Here is a 19,169-nt window from a genome sequence, read left to right on the forward strand (position 1 = left end):
GACCCGATGGAAACGAAAGACCGGTAATACTTGCCCCACTATTGCATGGCGCATTGTGTCTCGATTGCGAGGCCGCGCCGTCTTTTCGGGGGTTTTCGATGCAGCGTCTTTTTCTGACAGCGATTGTCGTGCTGACCAGCGGGTCAGCGATGGCATCCTCCATCGAATATATCAATGGCGTGCACGTCACCAATGGCAGCTTCGTTCGCCTGAATTGCGCCGGCTGCCAGCCGTTGAAAAACAAACCCGCGGCAGAGAGTTATGCCGTTCCCTCCATCGAGCCGGGCACGCAGCACACGGAAATGCACGAAGTCGACGGCAAACGCACACTGGTGCGCACCGAAGCCTGGCTTGGCGGTGCGCCCGTCACCTTCGTCAGCACCAATCCGGCATGGATGACGGCCCCCTCCAGCACAGCAATCGCCACCTATGACGAGGCGGCACCCGAAGCACATCCCGCTGAAACGGTTTCAACGCCCGCCGGCATCGACGTGACGACGACCACGGCAGCCGTCAAGACAATCTCCAGCGACAATGCATCCAAGCCGGCCAACGCCGCGGTGATCGGCACGCCCCAGTTCCCGGATTTGCAATTGCGCGGCAATTGATCCGCCTGCGGCGCTTTTGATGACAAACGTCAAATAATCGCGCTTTCGCTGCATTCTCCAAGCAATACCGCAACCATCAGGGGAATATTACTTTCTCCGCCGCTTATTCTCCCAGTCCGACCTGATAAAGCTTTCACTAATTAAATATTTATTCAAATTTTTCCCCGCTAAGTGGGTCTATAGTGCAATGCAGCACAGAAAGAGGCCATAGCGCGGGCAGGCGCTTCGGCCCTTTCATCGCGCATCATGCGCGTCTCCCCTCTCCGAAACATCGGTACCGCGCGGCGTTTTTGCGACGCGCGATCCCAAACGCTTGTGAGCGCCCATGAAGAACCTTTCCATTTCCCGTCAACTGATCGTTCTCGTGGTGGCCCTGATGGCCGCCTTCGCCGCGGCGACCTTCTACCAGCTGAAATCCGCCACCGATGCGATCTATGAGGAACGCTACGGCATGCTGCGGACACAGGTGCAATCGGCGATCTCCATCCTGCAATCCTTCCATGACAAGGAAAAGGCCGGAACGCTTTCGCGCGACGAGGCCATGAAACAGGCTTATGCGACCGTCAGCGCCATGCGCTTCACCCCTGACGGCTATCTCTTCGGTTACGACTACGACGTGACGATGAAATTCCATCCCGATGCGAAGCGGGTCGGGGAAAACTACAAGGGCAAGCCTGACAGCAAGGGCTTTGCCTATCGTGACGAGCTGGTGCGGCTTGGCCGCAATGGCGGTGGGCAGACGGATTTCTACGGTCCGAAGCCCGGCATGGAAGGCAATGACTACGCCAAGAGCTCCTACGCCCTTGCCTTCGAGCCATGGCAGGTGGTTGTCGTGACCGGTGTTTACATCGACGATCTGAATGCGCAGGTTCGCGGCGAGGTGATGAAGGCGCTGTCGATCGGCGCGCTCATCTTCGTGCTGGCGCTTGCCGCCGCTTTCTACGTCATCCGTGGCATTTCGAAGCCGCTTGGCGACATTCACCGTGCACTCGGCGAAGTGGCCAATGAGAACGTCTCGCTCTCCATTCCCCACACCGGCCTCACCAATGAGGTGGGCATGATGGCGAAGGCTACAGCCTCGCTTCAGGACAAGGTGCGTGAACGCCATGCCATGCAGCGCCGTGAGGAGGAACAGCAGCGGCAGCTCAATGCCGAGCGCCAGAACAATCTCGACATGCAACGCGACGAAGCCGAGTTGCAGGCGCGTGTCGTCACGACCATCGGCGAGGCACTGGAAAAGCTGGCCGGTGGTGATCTGACCGTGCGCTGCGGCGATCTCGGCAACCGTTATGCGGCGCTTCGCGACAATTTCAACGAGGCGCTGACGCATCTTGACGCCGCCATGGCCAAGGTGAATTCCAAGAGCATCGATATTGGCGGCTCCAAGGAGGAAATCCGCAAGGCCTCCAACGAGCTTTCGCAGCGCACCGAGCGGCAGGCTGCCAATCTCGAAGAGACCTCCGCAGCACTCGACGAACTGACGGTCGCGGTGCGCCAGACGGCGGAAGGTGCAGCTGACGCCGCCAAGCGGGTCACCACCGTCAGCTCGGAAGCGACGCGCAGCGACCAGGTTGTGGAAGAGGCGATCACTGCGATGAGCGGCATCGAACAGTCTTCCGATCAGATTTCCAACATCATCGGCGTGATCGACGACATCGCCTTCCAGACCAACCTTCTGGCACTGAATGCCGGCGTGGAAGCAGCGCGTGCCGGTGAGGCTGGTAAGGGCTTTGCCGTGGTGGCGCAGGAAGTGCGTGAACTGGCGCAGAAATCCGCCGCAGCCGCCAAGCAGATCAAGGAACAGATTGCCCGTTCTTCCGCCCAGGTGGAAAACGGCGTGCGGCTTGTCGGCGAGGCCGGTGACGCGCTGAAACGCATCTCCGACCAGATCAAATCCGCCAACGAGATCGTCAGCAAGATCGCCCATTCGGCAGCCGAACAGGATACGACCCTGCGTTCGATCTCCACGTCGCTCAACCAGCTTGATGTCGCCACCCAGCACAATGCGGCCATGGCGGAAGAAACCACGGCTTCGGCGGAAGCGCTGGCCGTGGACACCGAAGAGCTGCTGAACCTCATCCGCGGCTTCCGCGTCTCTTCCGGCCACCAACTGCATGGCATGGCGCGCGAGATGCGCATGGCGGGGTGATACGCTCCGAAGCTATCGACGAAAACGGCGCCGGGGGTAACTCCGGCGCTTTTGTTTCAAGCATTTCCAGGAAAAGTGGAACCCGGTTTTCCGTCCGGAAATGCTCCAAAACACTCTAACGGGTCAGCGCATCCAGTCGGTCGATATCGGCTGGCGAAAAGACCTCGATACCGGCTTTTTCGAGCAGCGCCGCCGTCACGCCATTACCTGCGTGTTTGATCCCGGAGAACGAACCGTCATAGATCGCGACTGATCCGCAGGACGGACTGCCGTCGATCAGCAGTGCGTGCGTGCAGCCACTGGCCATGGCGACGGCCAGCGCCTTTTCCGCACCGGCAATAAACTCCGCCGTGACATCGCCGCCGGTTACCTCCAGCACGCGGGCGCGACCGTCCAGTACATCGAGACCGGAAGCCCCCTTCTCGATTTCCGCCGGTGGGCGCGGCACGGGCATGCCACCGGCCATTTCCGGACAGATGGTCACCAGCCTGCCCTCGCTTCGCCAGCGCTCTATTGTTGGGTGGGATAGGGGTTTGCCCTTGCCATCGTAGCGGACGGGCTGGCCTAGGAGGCAGGCGCTGATGAGTATCTTGGGATGTGTGTGGGTCAATGGGAACTCATCCTGCGGCAGTCGAGACCGTGGCTTACCCCCCCTCTGCCCTGCCGGGCATCTCCCCCTCAAGGGGGGAGATCGGCGAGAGGCATGCTCCCCGCTCTTCCCGAAACGTTCAATGTGGCTAAGAGGTCGCGACTGGTCGATCTCCCCCCTTGAGGGGGAGATGCCCGGCAGGGCAGAGGGGGGTGAACCGCACACGCTGACATGCCCGGTCACAACGATCCCTTACCCGGTGATCTTCGAGAAATCCGCAACCGTACCGGTTGCCTCGCGGATGGCCTTCAGCAGCGCCAGACGGTTGGCGCGGATGGCCGCATCCTCGTCATTAACGAGCACATCCTCAAAGAACTTGTCGACGGGCGCACGAAGCGTCGAAAGCGCCTGCATGGCCGAGCGGAAATCCTCGCCTTCGACGGCCTTGGCGGCATCGGCAGAGGCTGTCTTGATCGCCGCGTAGAGCGCCTTTTCGGCGTCGAGCTTCAAGAGCTCTTCCGAGACGCCATCGGCCACCACGGTGCCCTTCTTTTCCTCGGCGGCCAGAAGCTGGGTGGCGCGCTTGGCGCCCGCCAGAAGATTCCTGCCATCCTCGCCTGTGATGAACGCGGTGAGCGCCTCGACGCGGCGGGCGATCATTAGCAGGTCGTCCGATTCTGGCGTAAGGACCGCGTCAATCAGATCGTAACGGGCGCCGAGATCGCGGAGATAGACCTTCAGGCGGTCGTGGAAGAAGGAGAGAAGGTCGCTGGGGCGCTCAGCCACATTCCTAAGGAATTCTCCTCCGTCATCGGGTGCATCTGTAAACTTCACATAATCAGCATACACCCGAGAAACTTCTTCCGCGCGCTCAGCGTCGGTCCATTCACGTCGTTTTGCAAACGCGATATCAAAGTACTGCTGTATCGGGAATCGAGCTTCACGATCTTTATTCTCGATTTCCATCATGATCAAAATCATTGGAATTCGAATTGCTTCACTTAGCGGCAGACGTACATTCCGCTCCAGCAAAACGCGCACCACACCCAGCGCCGCACGGCGCAGCGCAAAGGGGTCCTTCGAACCGGTCGGCTTCTCATCGATGGCCCAGAAACCGACGAGCGTATCGAGCTTGTCGGCGAGAGCAACCGTGATCGCCACCTTGCCGGCTGGCAGGCGATCCGAGGGGCCTTGCGGCTTGTAGTGGTCTTCGATGGCGGCGGCGACGCTTTCGTTTTCGCCCTGAAGCGTCGCGTATTTGCGGCCCATCAGGCCCTGAAGCTCGGGGAACTCTCCCACGGCTTCCGTGCGCAGGTCGGCTTTCGCCAGTACCACGGCGCGGTCTACCAGCGCTTCATCGGCACCAACGACGGGGGCCAGCGCTTTTGCAAGTTCGCGAATACGGGTAACGCGCTCGCCCTGAGAGCCGAGCTTGGCATGGAACGTCACGTTCAGCGCATCCAGCTTCGCCATACGCTGGTCGAGCGGCTTTTTAAGGTCGAGGCCGAATTTCGCAGCCGAATCTTTGAGCGTTTCCAGATCGGGCAGATCGCCCTGGTCACGGTTCCAGAAATGGCGGGCGTCCGACAGGCGGGCGCGTACGACCTTACCATTGCCGTGGATGATTTCCTTGCCGCCGTCGCTTGCCTCGATGTTCGAGATCAGGATGAAGCGGTTGGAAAGGCCCTCTTCCGCACCCTGATTGCGGGTGACGAAACACTTCTGGTTGGTCTTGATGGTGAGGCGGATGATTTCTGCGGGGATCTGCAGGTAATCTTCCTCGAAGGTGCCCATCAGCACCTGCGGCCATTCGACGAGGCCGGAGACTTCTTCGAGAAGACCCTCGTCTTCCACGAGGTCGAGACCGTTGGCGAAGGCCAGATCCTTGGCGTCGTGCAGAATGATGTCCTTGCGGCGCTCGGCATCGAGAATGACCTTCGCCTTTTCGAGGCTTGAGACATAATCCTCGAAACGACGAACGGTAATCGGGCCCGGCGCGTGGAAACGGTGGCCATAGGTGACATTGCCGGCGACGATGCCGTCGATCACGAAAGGAATGACCTGCGTTTCGTCATGTTCGGGGCCGAACAGGCAGACGATGGATTGCAGCGGGCGCACCCAGCGCAGGCTTTCGGAGCCCTTGCCTTCGATGCCGGCATAGCTGGAACCCTTCGGCATGGAGGCCGGGCCGGAGCGCATGGATTTCGGCCAGGGGAAGGAGCGGATGATGCCGGGCATCACCTCGGCGATGATCTCTTCCGCCGGGCGGCCGGGCTTGTTGATGATGGCGATGTAAAAATCGCCCTTCTTCGGATCGGAAACAACCTGCGCTTCCGAGATATCGTTGAGGCCGGCGCCGCGCAGAAAGCCCTCGATGGCCTTTTCATTGGCGTCGGTGCGCGGGCCCTTCTTCTCCTCACGCACATCGGCGGAGCGGGCGTTGAGGCCGCGAATATCCAGCGTCAGGCGGCGCGGCGTCCAATATTCGCGTGCGCCCTCATAGGTCAGCCCTCTCTCCACCAAGGCATCGGTGACGAGTTTCTTCAGATCGCCCGCCGCCTTGCGCTGCATGCGGGCGGGGATTTCCTCGGAGCGAAGTTCAAGCAGAAGATCGGGCATGGGATAAGGACTTTAATCTGTTGCAAAAGAGTGTCGCGGACTTAGCAAGACCAGCGGCAAAAGTCACCAGCTATCGGTTAAATTACCGCCAGCGCGCATCACCAGCCGCCGCCGCCACCACCGCCGCCGCCAGAGCCGGAAAAACCACCGCCGCCACCGCCCGAAAAGCTGGAGCCGGAAGAGCTGACGGGCTGGGGAATGGTGGAGGCAATGGTATTGGCCATGGAGGTGGAAAAGCCGCCGATCCTGTCGCCAAAGCTGCCGTAATGACTGCCCGCATACCAGCCGGGCGCATAAGTTGCAGCAGCGGCACCGGCGGCAGCCGTTGCAAGCCAGGCCTCGAAGGTGCGGCTCCACGGTTTTTCGACGCCCAGCGCCACGGCATAGGGCAGCAATGTCTCGAAATGCTGTGGCGACATGGCAGGAGCGCCGGCCATGTTCATCCGGTCCTTTTCCGCCAGCGTCAGATAGGTTCGGAGGCCTTCGATGCCATCCATCAGCTTGCGGCCGAGCGGGGTCGGCGCGCCCATCAGGAACAGGAACAGTGCATTGGTGAGCACGATGCCGCCGATGGCGGCCAGCGCCAGCGACTTTGTATCGTGCGTCACATCCAGCAGGATTTGCGTGGCGATGCCGCCAATGGCCGAAAAGGCCACGAAACCGGCAAAGGCCAGCATGACGATGCCACCGATGCGCTTGCGCAGCGGTGCGCCGCGCGAGAACTGCCTGCCGATGCCAATCGACAGGATGCTGAAGAAGAAGGCGAAAAAGCCGAAGACGAGGACGGCGGCAATGGCGCTTTCATCGAGATCGCCGAACACCAGCGTCGCGATGATGATGGCGATGCTGAAAAGAATGCCGAAGACGGTGTAACCGGCATTGCTGCGGTAATATTTGCCGCGATGTTCTTTTTCTATCGCCGCGCGGAACTGCTTGCCGACCTTCTCAACCTCCGCGCCATGGGCCTTGTCGATGGTCAGCGTCTCGCCCGAGCCGCCGATGGAGGAAAGCAGCGTCTTCTGGCCGGTCGGCAGATCGGCAGCGGTTGCCTTTTCCGTGCGGCGAATGACGATGGAATTCTTCAGGTCTTCCAGAACGACGAAACCCTTTACCGCAAGGTCAAGGGCCGAGGCAGAGAGCGCCGTCCAGCCCGCGCCGGAAAAACCGCGATTATCGACATAATTGACCAGAGCCGGGGAAAGCCCTTCCGGCGCATCCCAGCGCGGCACGATCACGCCTCTGGCCGGATCGCGGCCCACCGCGAACCACGCCCGCAGGTAATAAAGCAGCACGGCGAAAAGCCCGCCGCCCGAAAGCAGGATGGCGAGATTGTCGCGCAGCCACCAGCCCGCCTCCTGCGAGCTATCAGGCGCGGCGATGGCCCCCTTGGCCAGCTTGACGGCGACCGTCATGCCTTCACCCACCGAAAATGGACGGGTGGAGGCGAAAAAGACTTCATTGCCTTCGCTGAGGATGCGGGCATCCTTGCCTTTCGCGCCCAGCGGACCGGTGAAGACGGCCGTATCGGTGGCCTTGACGCCCTGCGGCAGAGTGATGGTCGCGGAAATCTCGCCCATCGGGAATTGCCAGCCATTGCCGGTGACGTTCCAGGTCAGTTCGTCATAATCGCTGAAATAACGGATTTGCCGGGCGGTGGTGTAGGTGATCTGGAAGATGTGTTCGCCGGTCGGCAGAAAGCGGTCGGCGCTGCCGGTATAGATACGGATGCCGCCATCGATCGTTTCGGTGCGCCAGTTTTCCGGCGCGCCATCGCGCTCCACCGAAACGACGTTGAAATCCACCTTGGTGCGGCGGTTATTCGCATCCAGCGCATAAAGCGGGAAATCGCGGAAGATGCCGCGCTTGATGTTTTGGCCTTCAGCGCGGGCGGTGATGGTTTCCGTCACCGTCAGCTTGCCATCCGCCGCCACCTCGACGACGGAATGGTAGGAGCGGATAAATTCCTCCGCAAAGGCCGGGAAGGCGGCGCCCAGCAAGACGAACAGCGCGAGAAGTCTTGCGGCGATGGTCTTCACGGGCGATCCCTCCTTGATGGCTTCAGTGCTGCGGTTCGGCAGCGCTTTCCTTTTCCGTATAGTTGACGCCGAGCGAGGCGAGCGCCTTCCAGTAGCCCGGATAGGTCTTGCCGACGCAGGCCGGGTTCTGGATCGCAATGCCGCCGATCTTCAGGGCCGCCAGCGCAAAGCTCATGGCGATGCGGTGGTCGGCAAAGGTATCGATGGAAGCCTTGACCGTCTGGCCGGCCAGAGCCGGATCGGAATGCACGATCAGGTCGTCGCCTTCCTCATGCGCCAGACCATCGCGGATTTCGTTGAGGCCGAGCGAGACGGCGCGGATGCGGTCGCATTCCTTGACGCGCAGATTGGCGATGCCGACGAAACGCACCGGCGTCTCGTTGAAGGCGGCCAGAACCGCAATGGTCGGAATGGCGTCCTGCATCTGCGAACCGTCGATTTCGGCGGGCAGGTGCGGAAACTTTGCCATGACGCCGTAGGCCTTGGCATCCGGCTGGGTGAATTTGTCGGCCGGCGTGCCGATATCGATCACGCCGCCGGTCAGAAGCTCCGCGCCCCAGAGATAGGTGGCGGCGGAGGCATCCGGCTCGATGTGGAAATCGGTTGCCGTGTAACCGGTTGGGTGCACGCGCCAAATGGCGTTGCTGACCCTTTCCACCTTCGCGCCGAAGGCTTCCATGGCCGAGGTGGTGAGATCGATATAGCCTTTCGCACCGATTTCCTCGCCCTTGAGGATGATATCGACCGGCTTGTCGCCGCAGGCGGCGGCCATCAGAAGCGCTGACACATATTGGCTGGAGAGGTTGGCATCGATGGTGACGCTGCCTTTCGGGAAACCCGTGCCCTTGCCGCAAACGGTGACGGGCGGGCAGCCGGTCGGCGCCTCCGCTTCGACACCGAGGGAGCGCAGCGCCTCCACCAGCGGCAGGATCGGGCGTTTACGCATGTGCTCGTCACCATCGATGATGACGGCACCGTCGACAAGTGCGGCAGCGGCGGTGAGGAACCGCGTGGCGGTGCCGGCATTGCCAAGGAAAAGCGGCTTTTCCGGCTGCTGCAAAACGCCCGTGCCTTCCACCACGAAAGTGGTGGCATCAGGCTCGGTCACCTTCACGCCCATCTCGCGCAGGGCTTCGGCCATATAAAGCGTGTCGTCACTCTTCAGTGCACCGGTCAGGCGGCTTTTGCCCTTGGCGAGGCCGGCGAGCAGCAGCGCGCGGTTGGTGATGGATTTGGAGCCGGGCGGCTCGACCTTGCCGGAAAGCGGGTGGCCGGGCGGGGTGATGGTCAGTTCGATCATGATCGTCGTCTTGTCAAAGAATGCGGCACGGAGCCGGATTATCGGAATTTGAGCAGGAGGTTTTTAAACCGTCAGAGGAAGGGCGTCCTCAGAATTTTACCGTCGGCACGGCACGGTCGGCCGGATTGTCGATCTCGAAATAGGGCGCCTTGGTAAAGCCGAACTGGCCGGCGACCAGATTGGACGGGAAGCTCTCCACCTTGACGTTGAGATCGCGCGCGGCACCATTGTAATAACGGCGCGACATCTGGAGTTCGCCTTCGATGGTTTCAAGCGACCGCTGCAATTCCAGAAAGTTCGTGTTGGCTTTCAGATCGGGATAGGCTTCGGCGAGTGCAAAGAGCTTGCCGAGCGCCTGCGACAGCAGGCCTTCCGCCTGGGCCCGGCCTTCAACATCGCCAGCCGGCACGGCCTGCGCCCGGTTGCGCATGGCAATCACCTCCTCGAAGGTGCTTTTTTCATGCGCCGCATAACCTTTTACGGTCTCGATGAGGTTGGGGATGAGATCGGTGCGGCGTTTCAGCTGCACATCGATGCCCGACCACGCCTCTTCCTTCATCTGCCGCGCCTTGACGAGGCCGTTATAGATGAAGACGACGTAAAGCGCGATTGCCGCGATGATTGCCAGCGTGATGAACATTCCCGACCCCTCCTCAAGAGGCGCGGACGCCATGAGCGGCATCCGCACGTTAGACTGTTGCCCGCCTTAGATAGATCGTCAGGCGGCCCTGTTCCAGTTCAACCCGCCGGCATCCGTCAGCAGGAAGGCTTCGCCGCAGGCTTTCGCCAGCGTGCGCACGCGCAGGATATAGCTCTGGCGTTCCGTGACCGAAATTACGCCGCGCGCATCCAGAAGGTTGAAGACGTGGCTCGCCTTGATGCACTGGTCATAGGCCGGGAACACGCATTTGTGCAGGCGCTGATTGTCGTTGTCACCGGGCGCACCGGCGGCGAGAAGCGCCAGGCATTCCTTTTCCGCATCGATGAAATGGCGGTGCAGCATGGCCGTATCGGCAAATTCGAAGTTGTGACGGGAATATTCCTGTTCGGCCTGCAAAAAGACGTCGCCATAGGAAATCTTCTCTTCGCCCTCGCGGCCGTTGAAGTTTAGGTCGTAGACATTGTCGACACCCTGAACATACATGGCCAGACGCTCCAGACCATAGGTCAGCTCACCCGCGACCGGCGAGCATTCAATGCCGCAAACCTGCTGGAAATAGGTGAACTGTGACACTTCCATGCCGTCGCACCAGCATTCCCAGCCAAGACCCCAGGCGCCGAGTGTCGGGCTTTCCCAGTCGTCTTCGACGAAGCGCACATCGTGCAGCAGCGGATCGAGACCGATGGCCTTCAGCGAACCGAGATACAGCTCCTGAAGATTAGAGGGGTTGGGCTTCAGGATGACCTGATACTGGTAATAATGCTGCAACCGGTTGGGGTTTTCCCCGTAACGACCGTCCGACGGACGGCGCGACGGCTGCACATAGGCGGCCCTCCACGGCTTCGGGCCGAGTGCGCGCAGTGTCGTCGCCGGATGAAACGTACCCGCGCCCACTTCCATATCGTAGGGCTGCAGCACCGCGCAGCCCTTGTCGGCCCAGTAATTGTGCAGCGTCAGGATCAGTGCCTGAAAGGAACGCTTCGGGTTCATATGGTCGGGAATATCGGTCATTGCAGTCATCGCGGCGTTAGGAGGATAAGTAAGCAGTGACTTACTTCGGATGCGGACTGGTGCCACGGCAGGGCGTGGGGGTCAAGGTTTTATGCGTAAAGCCGCAGCCTTACGCCTCATCCTCGCGCTTCACCCGGTATTCGCCGGTTTCGGGGTCCTTGATCAGCGTGCCGATGGCGCCGGTCTGGCGTTCCTTTTCGCGCTGTTTCGATTTCGCCGACAGCTTTTCCGCGTCGCGAACAAAGCGGCGATAGAGGATGATGGACCCCACCACCAGAAGAAGAATTGTAATGAGCTGCGCCATAAGGCCTTATTCCTGCGACATCATAGACCGAAACGCGACCACAATGCCTTTTCTTCGGCAACCTCCGCAAGACCCGAGACGGCGCCTGCCGCGAGCCTTTCTGCATTGAGGCCGAGCGCCGCATTCACGCCAGGCACTTTTTTGCCGAACAGCGAGCGCCCGCCGCTGACGAGCTGAAGCTTGACCTTTGTCCCGTAACGGCGGCGCAGAACCTCCCGCATGTCGCCCAGCCCGTCGATCAGGCCGAGGTCGAGGCCGCGCATGCCGGTCCAGAACAAGCCGGAGAAGATCGCCTCGTCGCCCTTCAGCTTCGAGCCGCGGCGCATCTTGACCATATCAATGAAGACATTGTGGATTTCGACCTGCAACGACTTGAGGTAATCGATATCGCCTTCCTTTTCCGGCTGGAACGGATCGAGGATGACCTTGTTTTCGCCGGCCGTATAGACGCGGCGCTCCACGCCGATCTTCCGCAGCATTTCCGGAAAACCGAAGCCGCCGGATACGACACCGATCGAACCGACGATGGAGGTGGGGTCGGCGATGATCTCGTCGCCGGCAAGTGCGATCATATAACCGCCGGAGGCCGCCACGTCTTCCACGAAGATCAGGACCTTCTTGTCCTTTTCCTCGGCAAGCTGGCGGATACGGTTATAGATCATCCGCGCCTGCACCGGCGAACCGCCGGGAGAATTCAGAGAGATGGCGACGGCCGGGGCGTCCTTGACGGCAAAGGCCTTTTCAAGCAACGGCGCATAGGAGGCGAGATTGAGGGCGGGGCGGAACTGGTTGCCGCCGGCCATGATCGCGCCCTGCATGCGCACGACGGGGATGACGAGCTCTTTTTTGCGAAAGCGTTTCGGCACCAGATACTTCAGAAAACCCACCAATCAATCCTCGCAGCAATTGCTCTATCGTCATCGATGTATGTATCGCCCGGCAAAACACAATGGTTTGCCGATGGCATCACCCGATATTTATGACGCCGTCCGGATTGCCCTTACATTGCGCGAATAGGCGGCGCGGCCATTATTGAGGTCATCCACGAAGGGCGTGAAGGCATGACTGCCGGTCTCGTGCATGATGAGCGGCGTGCGGAAAGTGAGCCGTGCGCGCGATCCCTTTATCGCGGTGACGAGCATGCGCACCGCATCCTCGCCGGGGCGGGGATGGATGAGGGTGATCTCGATGCCGCCGAAGCGGCTGCCGCAGGCGGCGATGATCTCCGCCACCGATTGCGGCCGTGAAATCAGGGAAAGCTGCCCACCCGAAACCATGATCGCGCTCGCGGTCCTGATCCAGTCCTCGAACAGGCCCTCCGTCATGGCATGCGCCTCGGCCTTCAGGGCATCCGGCGTGCGGCGGTCGCCCGCGTCATTATAGGGCGGGTTCATGATGACGTGATGGAAATGCTCATCAGGCAATCCGGCTTCGACACGCGCTTTCGCCCGCAGTGTCACATCGGCTTCGAGAACCTCGACGCGGGCCGAAAAAGCGGCATTCTCAGGCAATTCGAGACCGCGGCGGGCAAATTCAGCCATTTCCGGGGAACGTTCATAGAGTGTCACCTCGGCCTTTTCGAGCCGCGCCGCCACCGCCATGCCGGCGGCACCGGCGCCAGCGCCGAGATCGGCGATCCGGCAGGCGCGGTTATCCGCCACCAATGACGCCAGAAGCATGGCGTCCATGCCCGCCCGGTGCCCCCTGCCCTTCGGCTGGATGATGTGAAACCGACCCCGGTGAAACGCGTCGATCGTTTCGGAAATGCCGTCGCCCACCGCCGCTCAAGCCTCTTCGTTGCGCAACTCGTCCCCCAGCCCGGCATCCATGAGAATGCGGCGGGCCTGGTCGGCGCGATCTTCTTCCACCAGGAACCTTCGCGGCAGAAGGCCGAGCGATCCCTCCAGAATGCTCATCGCCTGATCGGCTATGAGGCAATGGATGCCGGCGTCCTTCATCAGGCTTTCAGCGAAGGAAAGAAGCACGGCATCGTTGGTACGGATCAGTTCACGCATGGATAAGCCCTAAATTCCCATCTTTTTGAATGGCTAGCGGCAATTCGCCCCTTGCCGCACAAGGCATCAGTTTTTATTGTCGAGTTCAAATTCGAACTGGAGTCCTGTCCCTTGGGCGTCGTCATACCGCTTGAAGAAAGCAAAAACAAACTCGCATCCGTCAAGCCGCTTGTCGACCTGACCCGTCCCGACATGGAACGGGTGAACCAGCTTATCCTTTCCAGGGCCGGTTCCGATGTCCAGATGATACCCGAGGTGGCCAACCATCTTATCTCCTCCGGCGGCAAACGCCTGCGGCCGATGCTGACGCTCGCCTCGGCCTCGATGTTCGGTTACGAGGGCGATAACCACATCAAGCTTGCCACCAGCGTGGAATTCATGCACACGGCGACACTTCTGCACGACGATGTGGTGGATGAAAGCGATCTGCGCCGCGGCAAATCCACCGCCCGCACCATCTGGGGCAACCAGGCGAGCGTTCTCGTCGGGGACTTCCTGCTCGGCCAGGCTTTCCGCATGATGGTGGATGTCGGTTCGCTGGACGCGCTCGACGTACTCTCCACCGCCGCTTCCGTCATCGCTGAGGGCGAAGTGCTGCAGCTTTCGGTCGCCAAGAACATGGAAACGACCGAGGACGATTACCTGCAGGTGATTCGCGCCAAGACGGCTGCCCTCTTTGCCGCCGCAGCCGAAGTCGGCCCCATCGTCGCCAAAACGGACAAGGCCAGCCGCAGCGCACTGAAATCCTATGGCATGAATCTCGGCCTCGCTTTCCAGCTGGTTGACGACGTGCTGGATTATGGCGGCAAGTCCGCCGATCTCGGCAAGAACACCGGTGACGATTTCCGCGAAGGCAAGATCACGCTGCCGGTCATCCTGTCCTATCGACGCGGCACGCAGGATGAGCGCGCCTTCTGGCGCAACGCCATCGAGAAGGGCGAAAGCAGCGACGAGAACCTGGAAAAGGCGCTCGGTCTGATTACCAAATATAACGGCTTGGGCGACACGATCGGTCGCGCCACGCATTACGGCACGATCGCCCGTGACGCGCTTGCGCCGTTGCCGCAGAGCCCATGGAAAAATGCGCTTCTCGAGGTCATCGACTTCTGCATCGAGCGTCTCAACTGACGCTCAAGCCCTCAGCAAAAGGCGGATGGACAGGTCCATCCGCCCGACGTTCCGGGCCGGTTTCCCCGCAAGGCGTGATTGTGGCACAGGCCATAATTTCTTGCGGGGTTGCTTCAAAAAAGCCATTCTATCGTGACCAAACAATGGAAACTGATTTTTCCGTGCATTCGCACAAAGGCAAAGGTTCCCTCATGCGGCGTAAACCAGCACTTCGTCTTCTCTGCAGCGCGGCTCTTGCCGCCGCTCTCGCAATCGGCGCGGGTGCCAGCCCCGGCTTTGCGGAGACAAAGGCGAAACCGGAAGATCAAGCCGTTACCTTCGATCCCGGCAAGGTCAACACCTTCTCCGGCGCTTTCCTCGCCGGACGCAATGCCGATGTCGATCAGGACTATCCTACCGCGATTTCGCTCTACAAGAAGGCGCTGGAATATGATCCGGCAAATTCGGAAATCCGCCAGCGGCTGATGATCGCCGAACTTCTGAGCGGTAATTTCGAGGCCGGCGCCAAGATCGCCGATTCGATGAAGGACGATACCTCGGTGGAGCGCGTCACGACCATCGTGCGCGGTCTCGATGCCATCAAGGACAAGGAATTCACCAAGGCCGAGAAAATCCTGAAATATACCGGTCCGAACGATCTTGACCGCATGGTCAACACGCTTTTGACCGCCTGGGCGCGTGCCGGTTCCGGCAAGCCGAAGGAAGCGCTGGCGCTCGTCAACAATATGAAGGGCCCGGGCTGGATTTCGATCTTCCAGAAATACAATGCCGCGGCCATCGCCCTGGTTTCCGGCAATGTCGAAGCCGCCCGCAAGAGCCTGAACGAAGCCGTGACGGACCGCGAAGGCGGGGCCACCGCCTCCGATACCTATATGCGCGCGGTCATGGCGCTTGCGCGGCTGGAGGCTTCCGCCGGCAACAAGCAGAAGGCACTGGATGCGATCGCCGTCGGCGACACTTTCGCGCCGAATTACGCGCCGCTGAAAGCGCTTCGCGAAGCGATCGAAAAGGGTGAAAAGCCGGAGCAGCAGATTACCAATGCGGTGGAGGGTGCGGCCAGCGTTATGTTCTCGATTGCCGGCGCGTTGAACCGCGAGGGCGCCGAAGAGATTGTGACCCTTTATCTACAGACCTCGCGTGCCCTTGATCCAAAGAGCCCGGATACGCTCATACTTCTCGGCGGTCTTGCCGAAGCTATGAAGCAGCCTGAGCGTGCCATCACCTTCTATCGCGAAGTGCCGAAGGATTCACCGATGCACCGCATCTCCGAGCTGCAGCTCGGATTGACGCTGGCACAGACCGGCAAGGTGGAAGAGTCGCGCAAGCATCTTCTGTCGCTGCTTGAATCCGATCCGAAGGACATCCGTTCCTACCTCGCTTATGGCAGCGTTCTTTCCGACGCCAAGGACTACAAGGCGATGGCCGAGAACTACGACAAGGCTATCGAGGTGATCGGTGCCGTGCCGCAGAAGTCGGATTGGTCGGTGTTCTTCCAGCGCGGCATCGCCTATGAGCGGCTGAAGCAATGGGACAAGGCCGAACCGAATTTCAAGCGGGCGCTGGAGCTTAACCCCGATCAGCCGCAGGTTCTGAACTATCTGGGTTATTCCTGGGTGGATAAGGGCATCAATCTCGATGACGCCATGAAGATGATCGGCCGCGCGGTCGAGCTTCGGCCGAATGACGGTTATATCGTCGATTCGCTCGGCTGGGCGCATTATCGCCTCGGCGATTTCGATCAGGCCGTGACGGAACTAGAGCGCGCTATCGAGCTCAAGGCCGGTGACCCCACCATCAACGACCATCTGGGCGATGCCTATTGGCGCGTGGGCCGCAAGATCGAGGCCGTTTATCAGTGGAACCGCGCGCTCATCGGCGACAATGACGATGTGGACAAGGCCAAGGTGAAGGAAAAAATCGCCAACGGCCTGCCGCCTGTCGAAAAGGACGCTGAAAACACCGCCAAGAAGGACGTGGCGCCGCAACCACCGGCCCCTCCGGCACCGGCGACCCCAACGCCGGACAAGAAATCCTGACGCCGCATGCGCCTGCATGAGGTTTCCGGGGCCACCGAAACAATCGAGGCGGCCCCGGCCAAGATCAATCTGGCGCTGCATGTCACCGGTCAGCGGGCAGATGGCTACCATCTGCTTGAAACGCTGGTGACATTCACCGCAGCCGGCGATGTGATCCGCATTCGCGACGCCACAACTGACGCTTTCTCCATTTCCGGCCCTTTCGGCGATGTTCTAAGCGCCGGCGATGGTGGCGATAACCTCGTCACCCGCGCCCGAGACATGTTGCGCGACGCTCTCGCGTCAACAGGCCAGCCCGCCCGCCCGGTCGACATTCACCTTGAAAAAAACCTGCCGGTTGCTTCGGGCATCGGTGGCGGTTCGGCGGATGCCGCCGCAACGCTGCGGGGGCTTTTGCGGCACTGGGATGCCGAGATCGCACCGGAAAAACTCGCCTCTCTCGCATTGAAACTCGGTGCGGATGTCCCGATGTGCCTTGCAAGCCGGCCGCTGATTGCGCGCGGTATCGGCGAGGACATCGAAGCCCTCACCGACCTGCCGGAACTCTCCGTGGTTCTGGCCAATCCCATGAAGGCCGTCTCGACACCGGAGATTTTCCGGCGATTGCAGAACAAGGCCAATCCGCACCTGCCCACACCTGCGACGATTGGCTGGGCGACAACTGGCTGGATGGATTTTCTCGCCCAAAGCCGCAACGATCTGCAGCCGCCGGCTCAGGCGATGCTGCCTGATATCGGGGAGATTACCGGGCTGCTGTCTGCGGAAGGGGCAGCCCTTGTCCGCATGTCCGGTTCCGGGGCAACCTGTTTCGGGATTTTTCATTCCTTCGATGCCGCCCAAAACGCGGAAACATCGCTTCGGAAGAAACGCCCCGGCTGGTATTTTCAGGCAACGCGGACCATTTGAGGGCCGGATATTTCGAGGATAAGGCCATGGCAGGCGATAGACCCTTCATTCCCCTTGGCATTGCGGTTCTGACCGTTTCGGACAGCCGCACGCTGGAGAACGACAAGTCCGGCGACACGCTCGTCGCAAGGCTGGAAGAAGCGGGCCACAGGCTCGCCGCTCGCGCCATCGTGCCGGATGACAAGGCAGCGATTGCAGACACCGTGCGCGAATGGACGCGGTCTGAAGGCGTGGATGTGGTCATCACGACAGGCGGCACCGGCTTTACCGGCCGCGACGTGACGCCCGAGGCACTGGAGCCGTTGTTCGAAAAACGCATGGACGGGTTTTCCGCGCTTTTCCATCGCATTTCCTATGAGAAGATCGGCACCGCCACCATCCAGTCACGCGCGACCGGCGGCGTGGCCAATGCCACCTTCATCTTCGTGCTGCCCGGCTCTCCCGGCGCCTGCAAGGATGCCTGGGACGGCATCCTCAAGGCCCAGCTCGATTACCGCCATATGCCCTGCAATTTCGTGGAAATCATGCCGCGGCTCGATGAGCATTTGAAGCGTGGGGCTGGGGGCGTTTAGAGCCGGATTCAGGGTTGTTGGGCCGAAGGTGCGTGGGGCTCACCCCCCTCTGCCCTGCCGGGCATCTCCCCCTCAAGGGGGGAGATCAGCAGGAGGGGCTACCGCCATTTCACTCTCAAACGTTGAGATCATCGAGACTTAGCCGCTTGCCGATCTCCCCCCTTGAGGGGGAGATGCCCGGCAGGGCAGAGGGGGTAAGCCCCACACGCCTTCGATCCACGATCAAGGGCAGCATCCAGCCCCTTTCGTCAACGAAAAGAAGAGCCGAGTGGACGTTGAACCCCATCACCCCAGATATCTCTTGAAAAACTCCGTCGTCCGCCCCCAGGCGAGATCTGCGGCCGCCTTGTCGTAGCGCGCCGAGGACGTATCGTTGTTGAAAGCATGGTTGACGCCGTCATAAACGAAGATTTCGAAGGTCTTGCCGTTTTCCTCCAGCGCCTTTTTATAGGCGTCGATACCGGCATTGATGCGCTCGTCGAGACCCGCATATTGCAAAAGCAGCGGCGCCTTGATGGCTGGCACATCGGCCGCCGGCGGTTGCTGGCCGTAATAGGCGACGCCGGCATTGAGGCCCGTCGATTTGGTGGCGAAACGATTGACCAGCCCGCCGCCCCAGCAGAAGCCGACCGCACCCACCTTGCCATTCGCCCCCTGCCTTGCCGCGAGCCACACCCTGCCCGCTTCGGCATTGGCGACGGTTGCCTCCATGTCGAGACCGCTGAACATTTCCCGCGCCTTATCCTCGTCCGCCGGCGTTCCGCCCTGCGGCGAGAGAAAATCAACCGCTAGCGCCCGGAAACCGGCGAGCGCCACACGTCTTGCCACATCGCGGATATGGTCGTTCAGACCACGGTTTTCATGGATGACGATGACGGAACCAATGGGGCCGGACACCGACTTCGGTGTGACGAGATAACCCTTCATCTCGCCGCCGGGCGCTGGATAGGTCACGTCTTCCGCAACAATTCCCGCATCGTCAGGCGCAACGATGGCTGCGCGGGCGCTATTGGCAGAAAGCAGCGGGGCGATTGCAGCAGCAGCCGCACCCGAGCCGGCCAATATGGAGAGCTTTTCCATGAATTTGCGGCGGTCGAGGCTGAGATGGGTATATTCATCGTAAGCGTCGATCATCGCCTGCGTAATCTTGGGCTTGTCGATCGCTCTATCCTCCTTGAACGCGCGGATGCGGAAGGATAACGCAGATCGCCCTGCGGGGAACAAGGCGGGCGGAA

The 19,169-nt window shown here is 60.8% G+C and carries 17 protein-coding genes; 6 read left to right on the forward strand and 11 right to left on the reverse strand.

Going from position 1 to position 19,169, the window contains the following annotated elements:
* Positions 1 to 98 precede the first annotated feature (98 nt).
* Together O8B93_RS00750 and O8B93_RS00755 are read left to right on the forward strand one after the other, a co-directional pair.
* Complete coding sequence (locus O8B93_RS00750) at positions 99 to 608, forward strand: plant virulence effector HPE1-like domain-containing protein (protein WP_269707941.1); 510 nt, start codon at positions 99 to 101, stop codon at positions 606 to 608.
* Between the two features lie 325 nt (positions 609 to 933).
* A complete protein-coding gene (locus O8B93_RS00755; RefSeq protein ID WP_269707942.1) occupies positions 934 to 2,757 on the forward strand; it encodes a methyl-accepting chemotaxis protein in 1,824 nt (607 codons plus the stop codon).
* 115 nt (positions 2,758 to 2,872) lie between these two features.
* Here the strand turns inward: O8B93_RS00755 and O8B93_RS00760 are convergent, their stop codons facing one another.
* The 10 genes from O8B93_RS00760 to O8B93_RS00805 all read right to left on the reverse strand — a co-directional run bounded on the left by O8B93_RS00760 (position 2,873) and on the right by O8B93_RS00805 (position 13,292).
* Positions 2,873 to 3,367 carry a 2-thiouracil desulfurase family protein gene (locus O8B93_RS00760; RefSeq protein ID WP_269707943.1) on the reverse strand — a complete coding sequence of 165 codons (495 nt, stop codon included), beginning with the start codon at positions 3,365 to 3,367 and terminating at the stop codon, positions 2,873 to 2,875.
* 231 nt (positions 3,368 to 3,598) lie between these two features.
* Positions 3,599 to 5,965 (reverse strand): glycine--tRNA ligase subunit beta, encoded by a 2,367-nt coding sequence (glyS, locus tag O8B93_RS00765; RefSeq protein WP_269707944.1) that lies wholly within the window; start codon positions 5,963 to 5,965, stop codon positions 3,599 to 3,601.
* 98 nt (positions 5,966 to 6,063) lie between these two features.
* Entirely contained in the window at positions 6,064 to 8,001 is a 1,938-nt protein-coding gene (locus O8B93_RS00770) for a DUF2207 domain-containing protein (RefSeq protein WP_269707945.1), read from the reverse strand.
* Positions 8,002 to 8,023: 22 nt separating this feature from the next.
* Positions 8,024 to 9,301 (reverse strand): 3-phosphoshikimate 1-carboxyvinyltransferase, encoded by a 1,278-nt coding sequence (locus O8B93_RS00775; protein WP_269707946.1) that lies wholly within the window; start codon positions 9,299 to 9,301, stop codon positions 8,024 to 8,026.
* An 88-nt stretch (positions 9,302 to 9,389) separates the two neighbouring features.
* Positions 9,390 to 9,941 (reverse strand): LemA family protein, encoded by a 552-nt coding sequence (locus tag O8B93_RS00780; RefSeq protein ID WP_269707947.1) that lies wholly within the window; start codon positions 9,939 to 9,941, stop codon positions 9,390 to 9,392.
* Between the two features lie 78 nt (positions 9,942 to 10,019).
* A complete protein-coding gene (locus O8B93_RS00785) occupies positions 10,020 to 10,982 on the reverse strand; it encodes a glycine--tRNA ligase subunit alpha (RefSeq protein WP_269707948.1) in 963 nt (320 codons plus the stop codon).
* A gap of 100 nt (positions 10,983 to 11,082) precedes the next feature.
* Positions 11,083 to 11,277 (reverse strand): NfeD family protein, encoded by a 195-nt coding sequence (locus O8B93_RS00790; protein ID WP_269707949.1) that lies wholly within the window; start codon positions 11,275 to 11,277, stop codon positions 11,083 to 11,085.
* A gap of 20 nt (positions 11,278 to 11,297) precedes the next feature.
* Positions 11,298 to 12,167 carry a S49 family peptidase gene (locus tag O8B93_RS00795; RefSeq protein ID WP_269707950.1) on the reverse strand — a complete coding sequence of 290 codons (870 nt, stop codon included), beginning with the start codon at positions 12,165 to 12,167 and terminating at the stop codon, positions 11,298 to 11,300.
* A gap of 87 nt (positions 12,168 to 12,254) precedes the next feature.
* Complete coding sequence (locus O8B93_RS00800) at positions 12,255 to 13,055, reverse strand: tRNA1(Val) (adenine(37)-N6)-methyltransferase (RefSeq protein ID WP_269707951.1); 801 nt, start codon at positions 13,053 to 13,055, stop codon at positions 12,255 to 12,257.
* A 6-nt stretch (positions 13,056 to 13,061) separates the two neighbouring features.
* Positions 13,062 to 13,292: a putative signal transducing protein gene (locus tag O8B93_RS00805; RefSeq protein WP_065114928.1), complete on the reverse strand. Its 231-nt coding sequence runs from the start codon at positions 13,290 to 13,292 to the stop codon at positions 13,062 to 13,064.
* A 111-nt stretch (positions 13,293 to 13,403) separates the two neighbouring features.
* On the opposite strand from O8B93_RS00805, the gene O8B93_RS00810 reads away from it, so the two are divergent.
* From O8B93_RS00810 to moaB, 4 genes are all read left to right on the forward strand, one after another.
* The gene (locus O8B93_RS00810) at positions 13,404 to 14,420 is read left to right on the forward strand and encodes a polyprenyl synthetase family protein (RefSeq protein ID WP_010971026.1); all 1,017 of its coding nucleotides are present in this window, start codon (positions 13,404 to 13,406) and stop codon (positions 14,418 to 14,420) included.
* A 191-nt stretch (positions 14,421 to 14,611) separates the two neighbouring features.
* Positions 14,612 to 16,456, forward strand: coding sequence for a tetratricopeptide repeat protein (locus O8B93_RS00815; RefSeq protein ID WP_269707953.1), 1,845 nt, complete (start codon positions 14,612 to 14,614; stop codon positions 16,454 to 16,456).
* A 6-nt stretch (positions 16,457 to 16,462) separates the two neighbouring features.
* Complete coding sequence (locus O8B93_RS00820) at positions 16,463 to 17,362, forward strand: 4-(cytidine 5'-diphospho)-2-C-methyl-D-erythritol kinase (RefSeq protein ID WP_269707954.1); 900 nt, start codon at positions 16,463 to 16,465, stop codon at positions 17,360 to 17,362.
* Between the two features lie 26 nt (positions 17,363 to 17,388).
* Positions 17,389 to 17,934: a molybdenum cofactor biosynthesis protein B gene (moaB, locus tag O8B93_RS00825; RefSeq protein WP_269707955.1), complete on the forward strand. Its 546-nt coding sequence runs from the start codon at positions 17,389 to 17,391 to the stop codon at positions 17,932 to 17,934.
* Between the two features lie 285 nt (positions 17,935 to 18,219).
* On the opposite strand, the gene O8B93_RS00830 is transcribed toward moaB, so the two are convergent.
* Positions 18,220 to 19,095, reverse strand: a complete 876-nt coding sequence (locus O8B93_RS00830; RefSeq protein ID WP_269708616.1) for a dienelactone hydrolase family protein — start codon at positions 19,093 to 19,095, stop codon at positions 18,220 to 18,222.
* Positions 19,096 to 19,169: the final 74 nt, after the last annotated feature.

The sequence above is a fragment of the Martinezella rhizogenes genome, from assembly GCF_027460065.1.
In the GTDB taxonomy this organism is placed as follows: Bacteria; Pseudomonadota; Alphaproteobacteria; order Rhizobiales; family Rhizobiaceae; genus Agrobacterium; species Agrobacterium rhizogenes_C.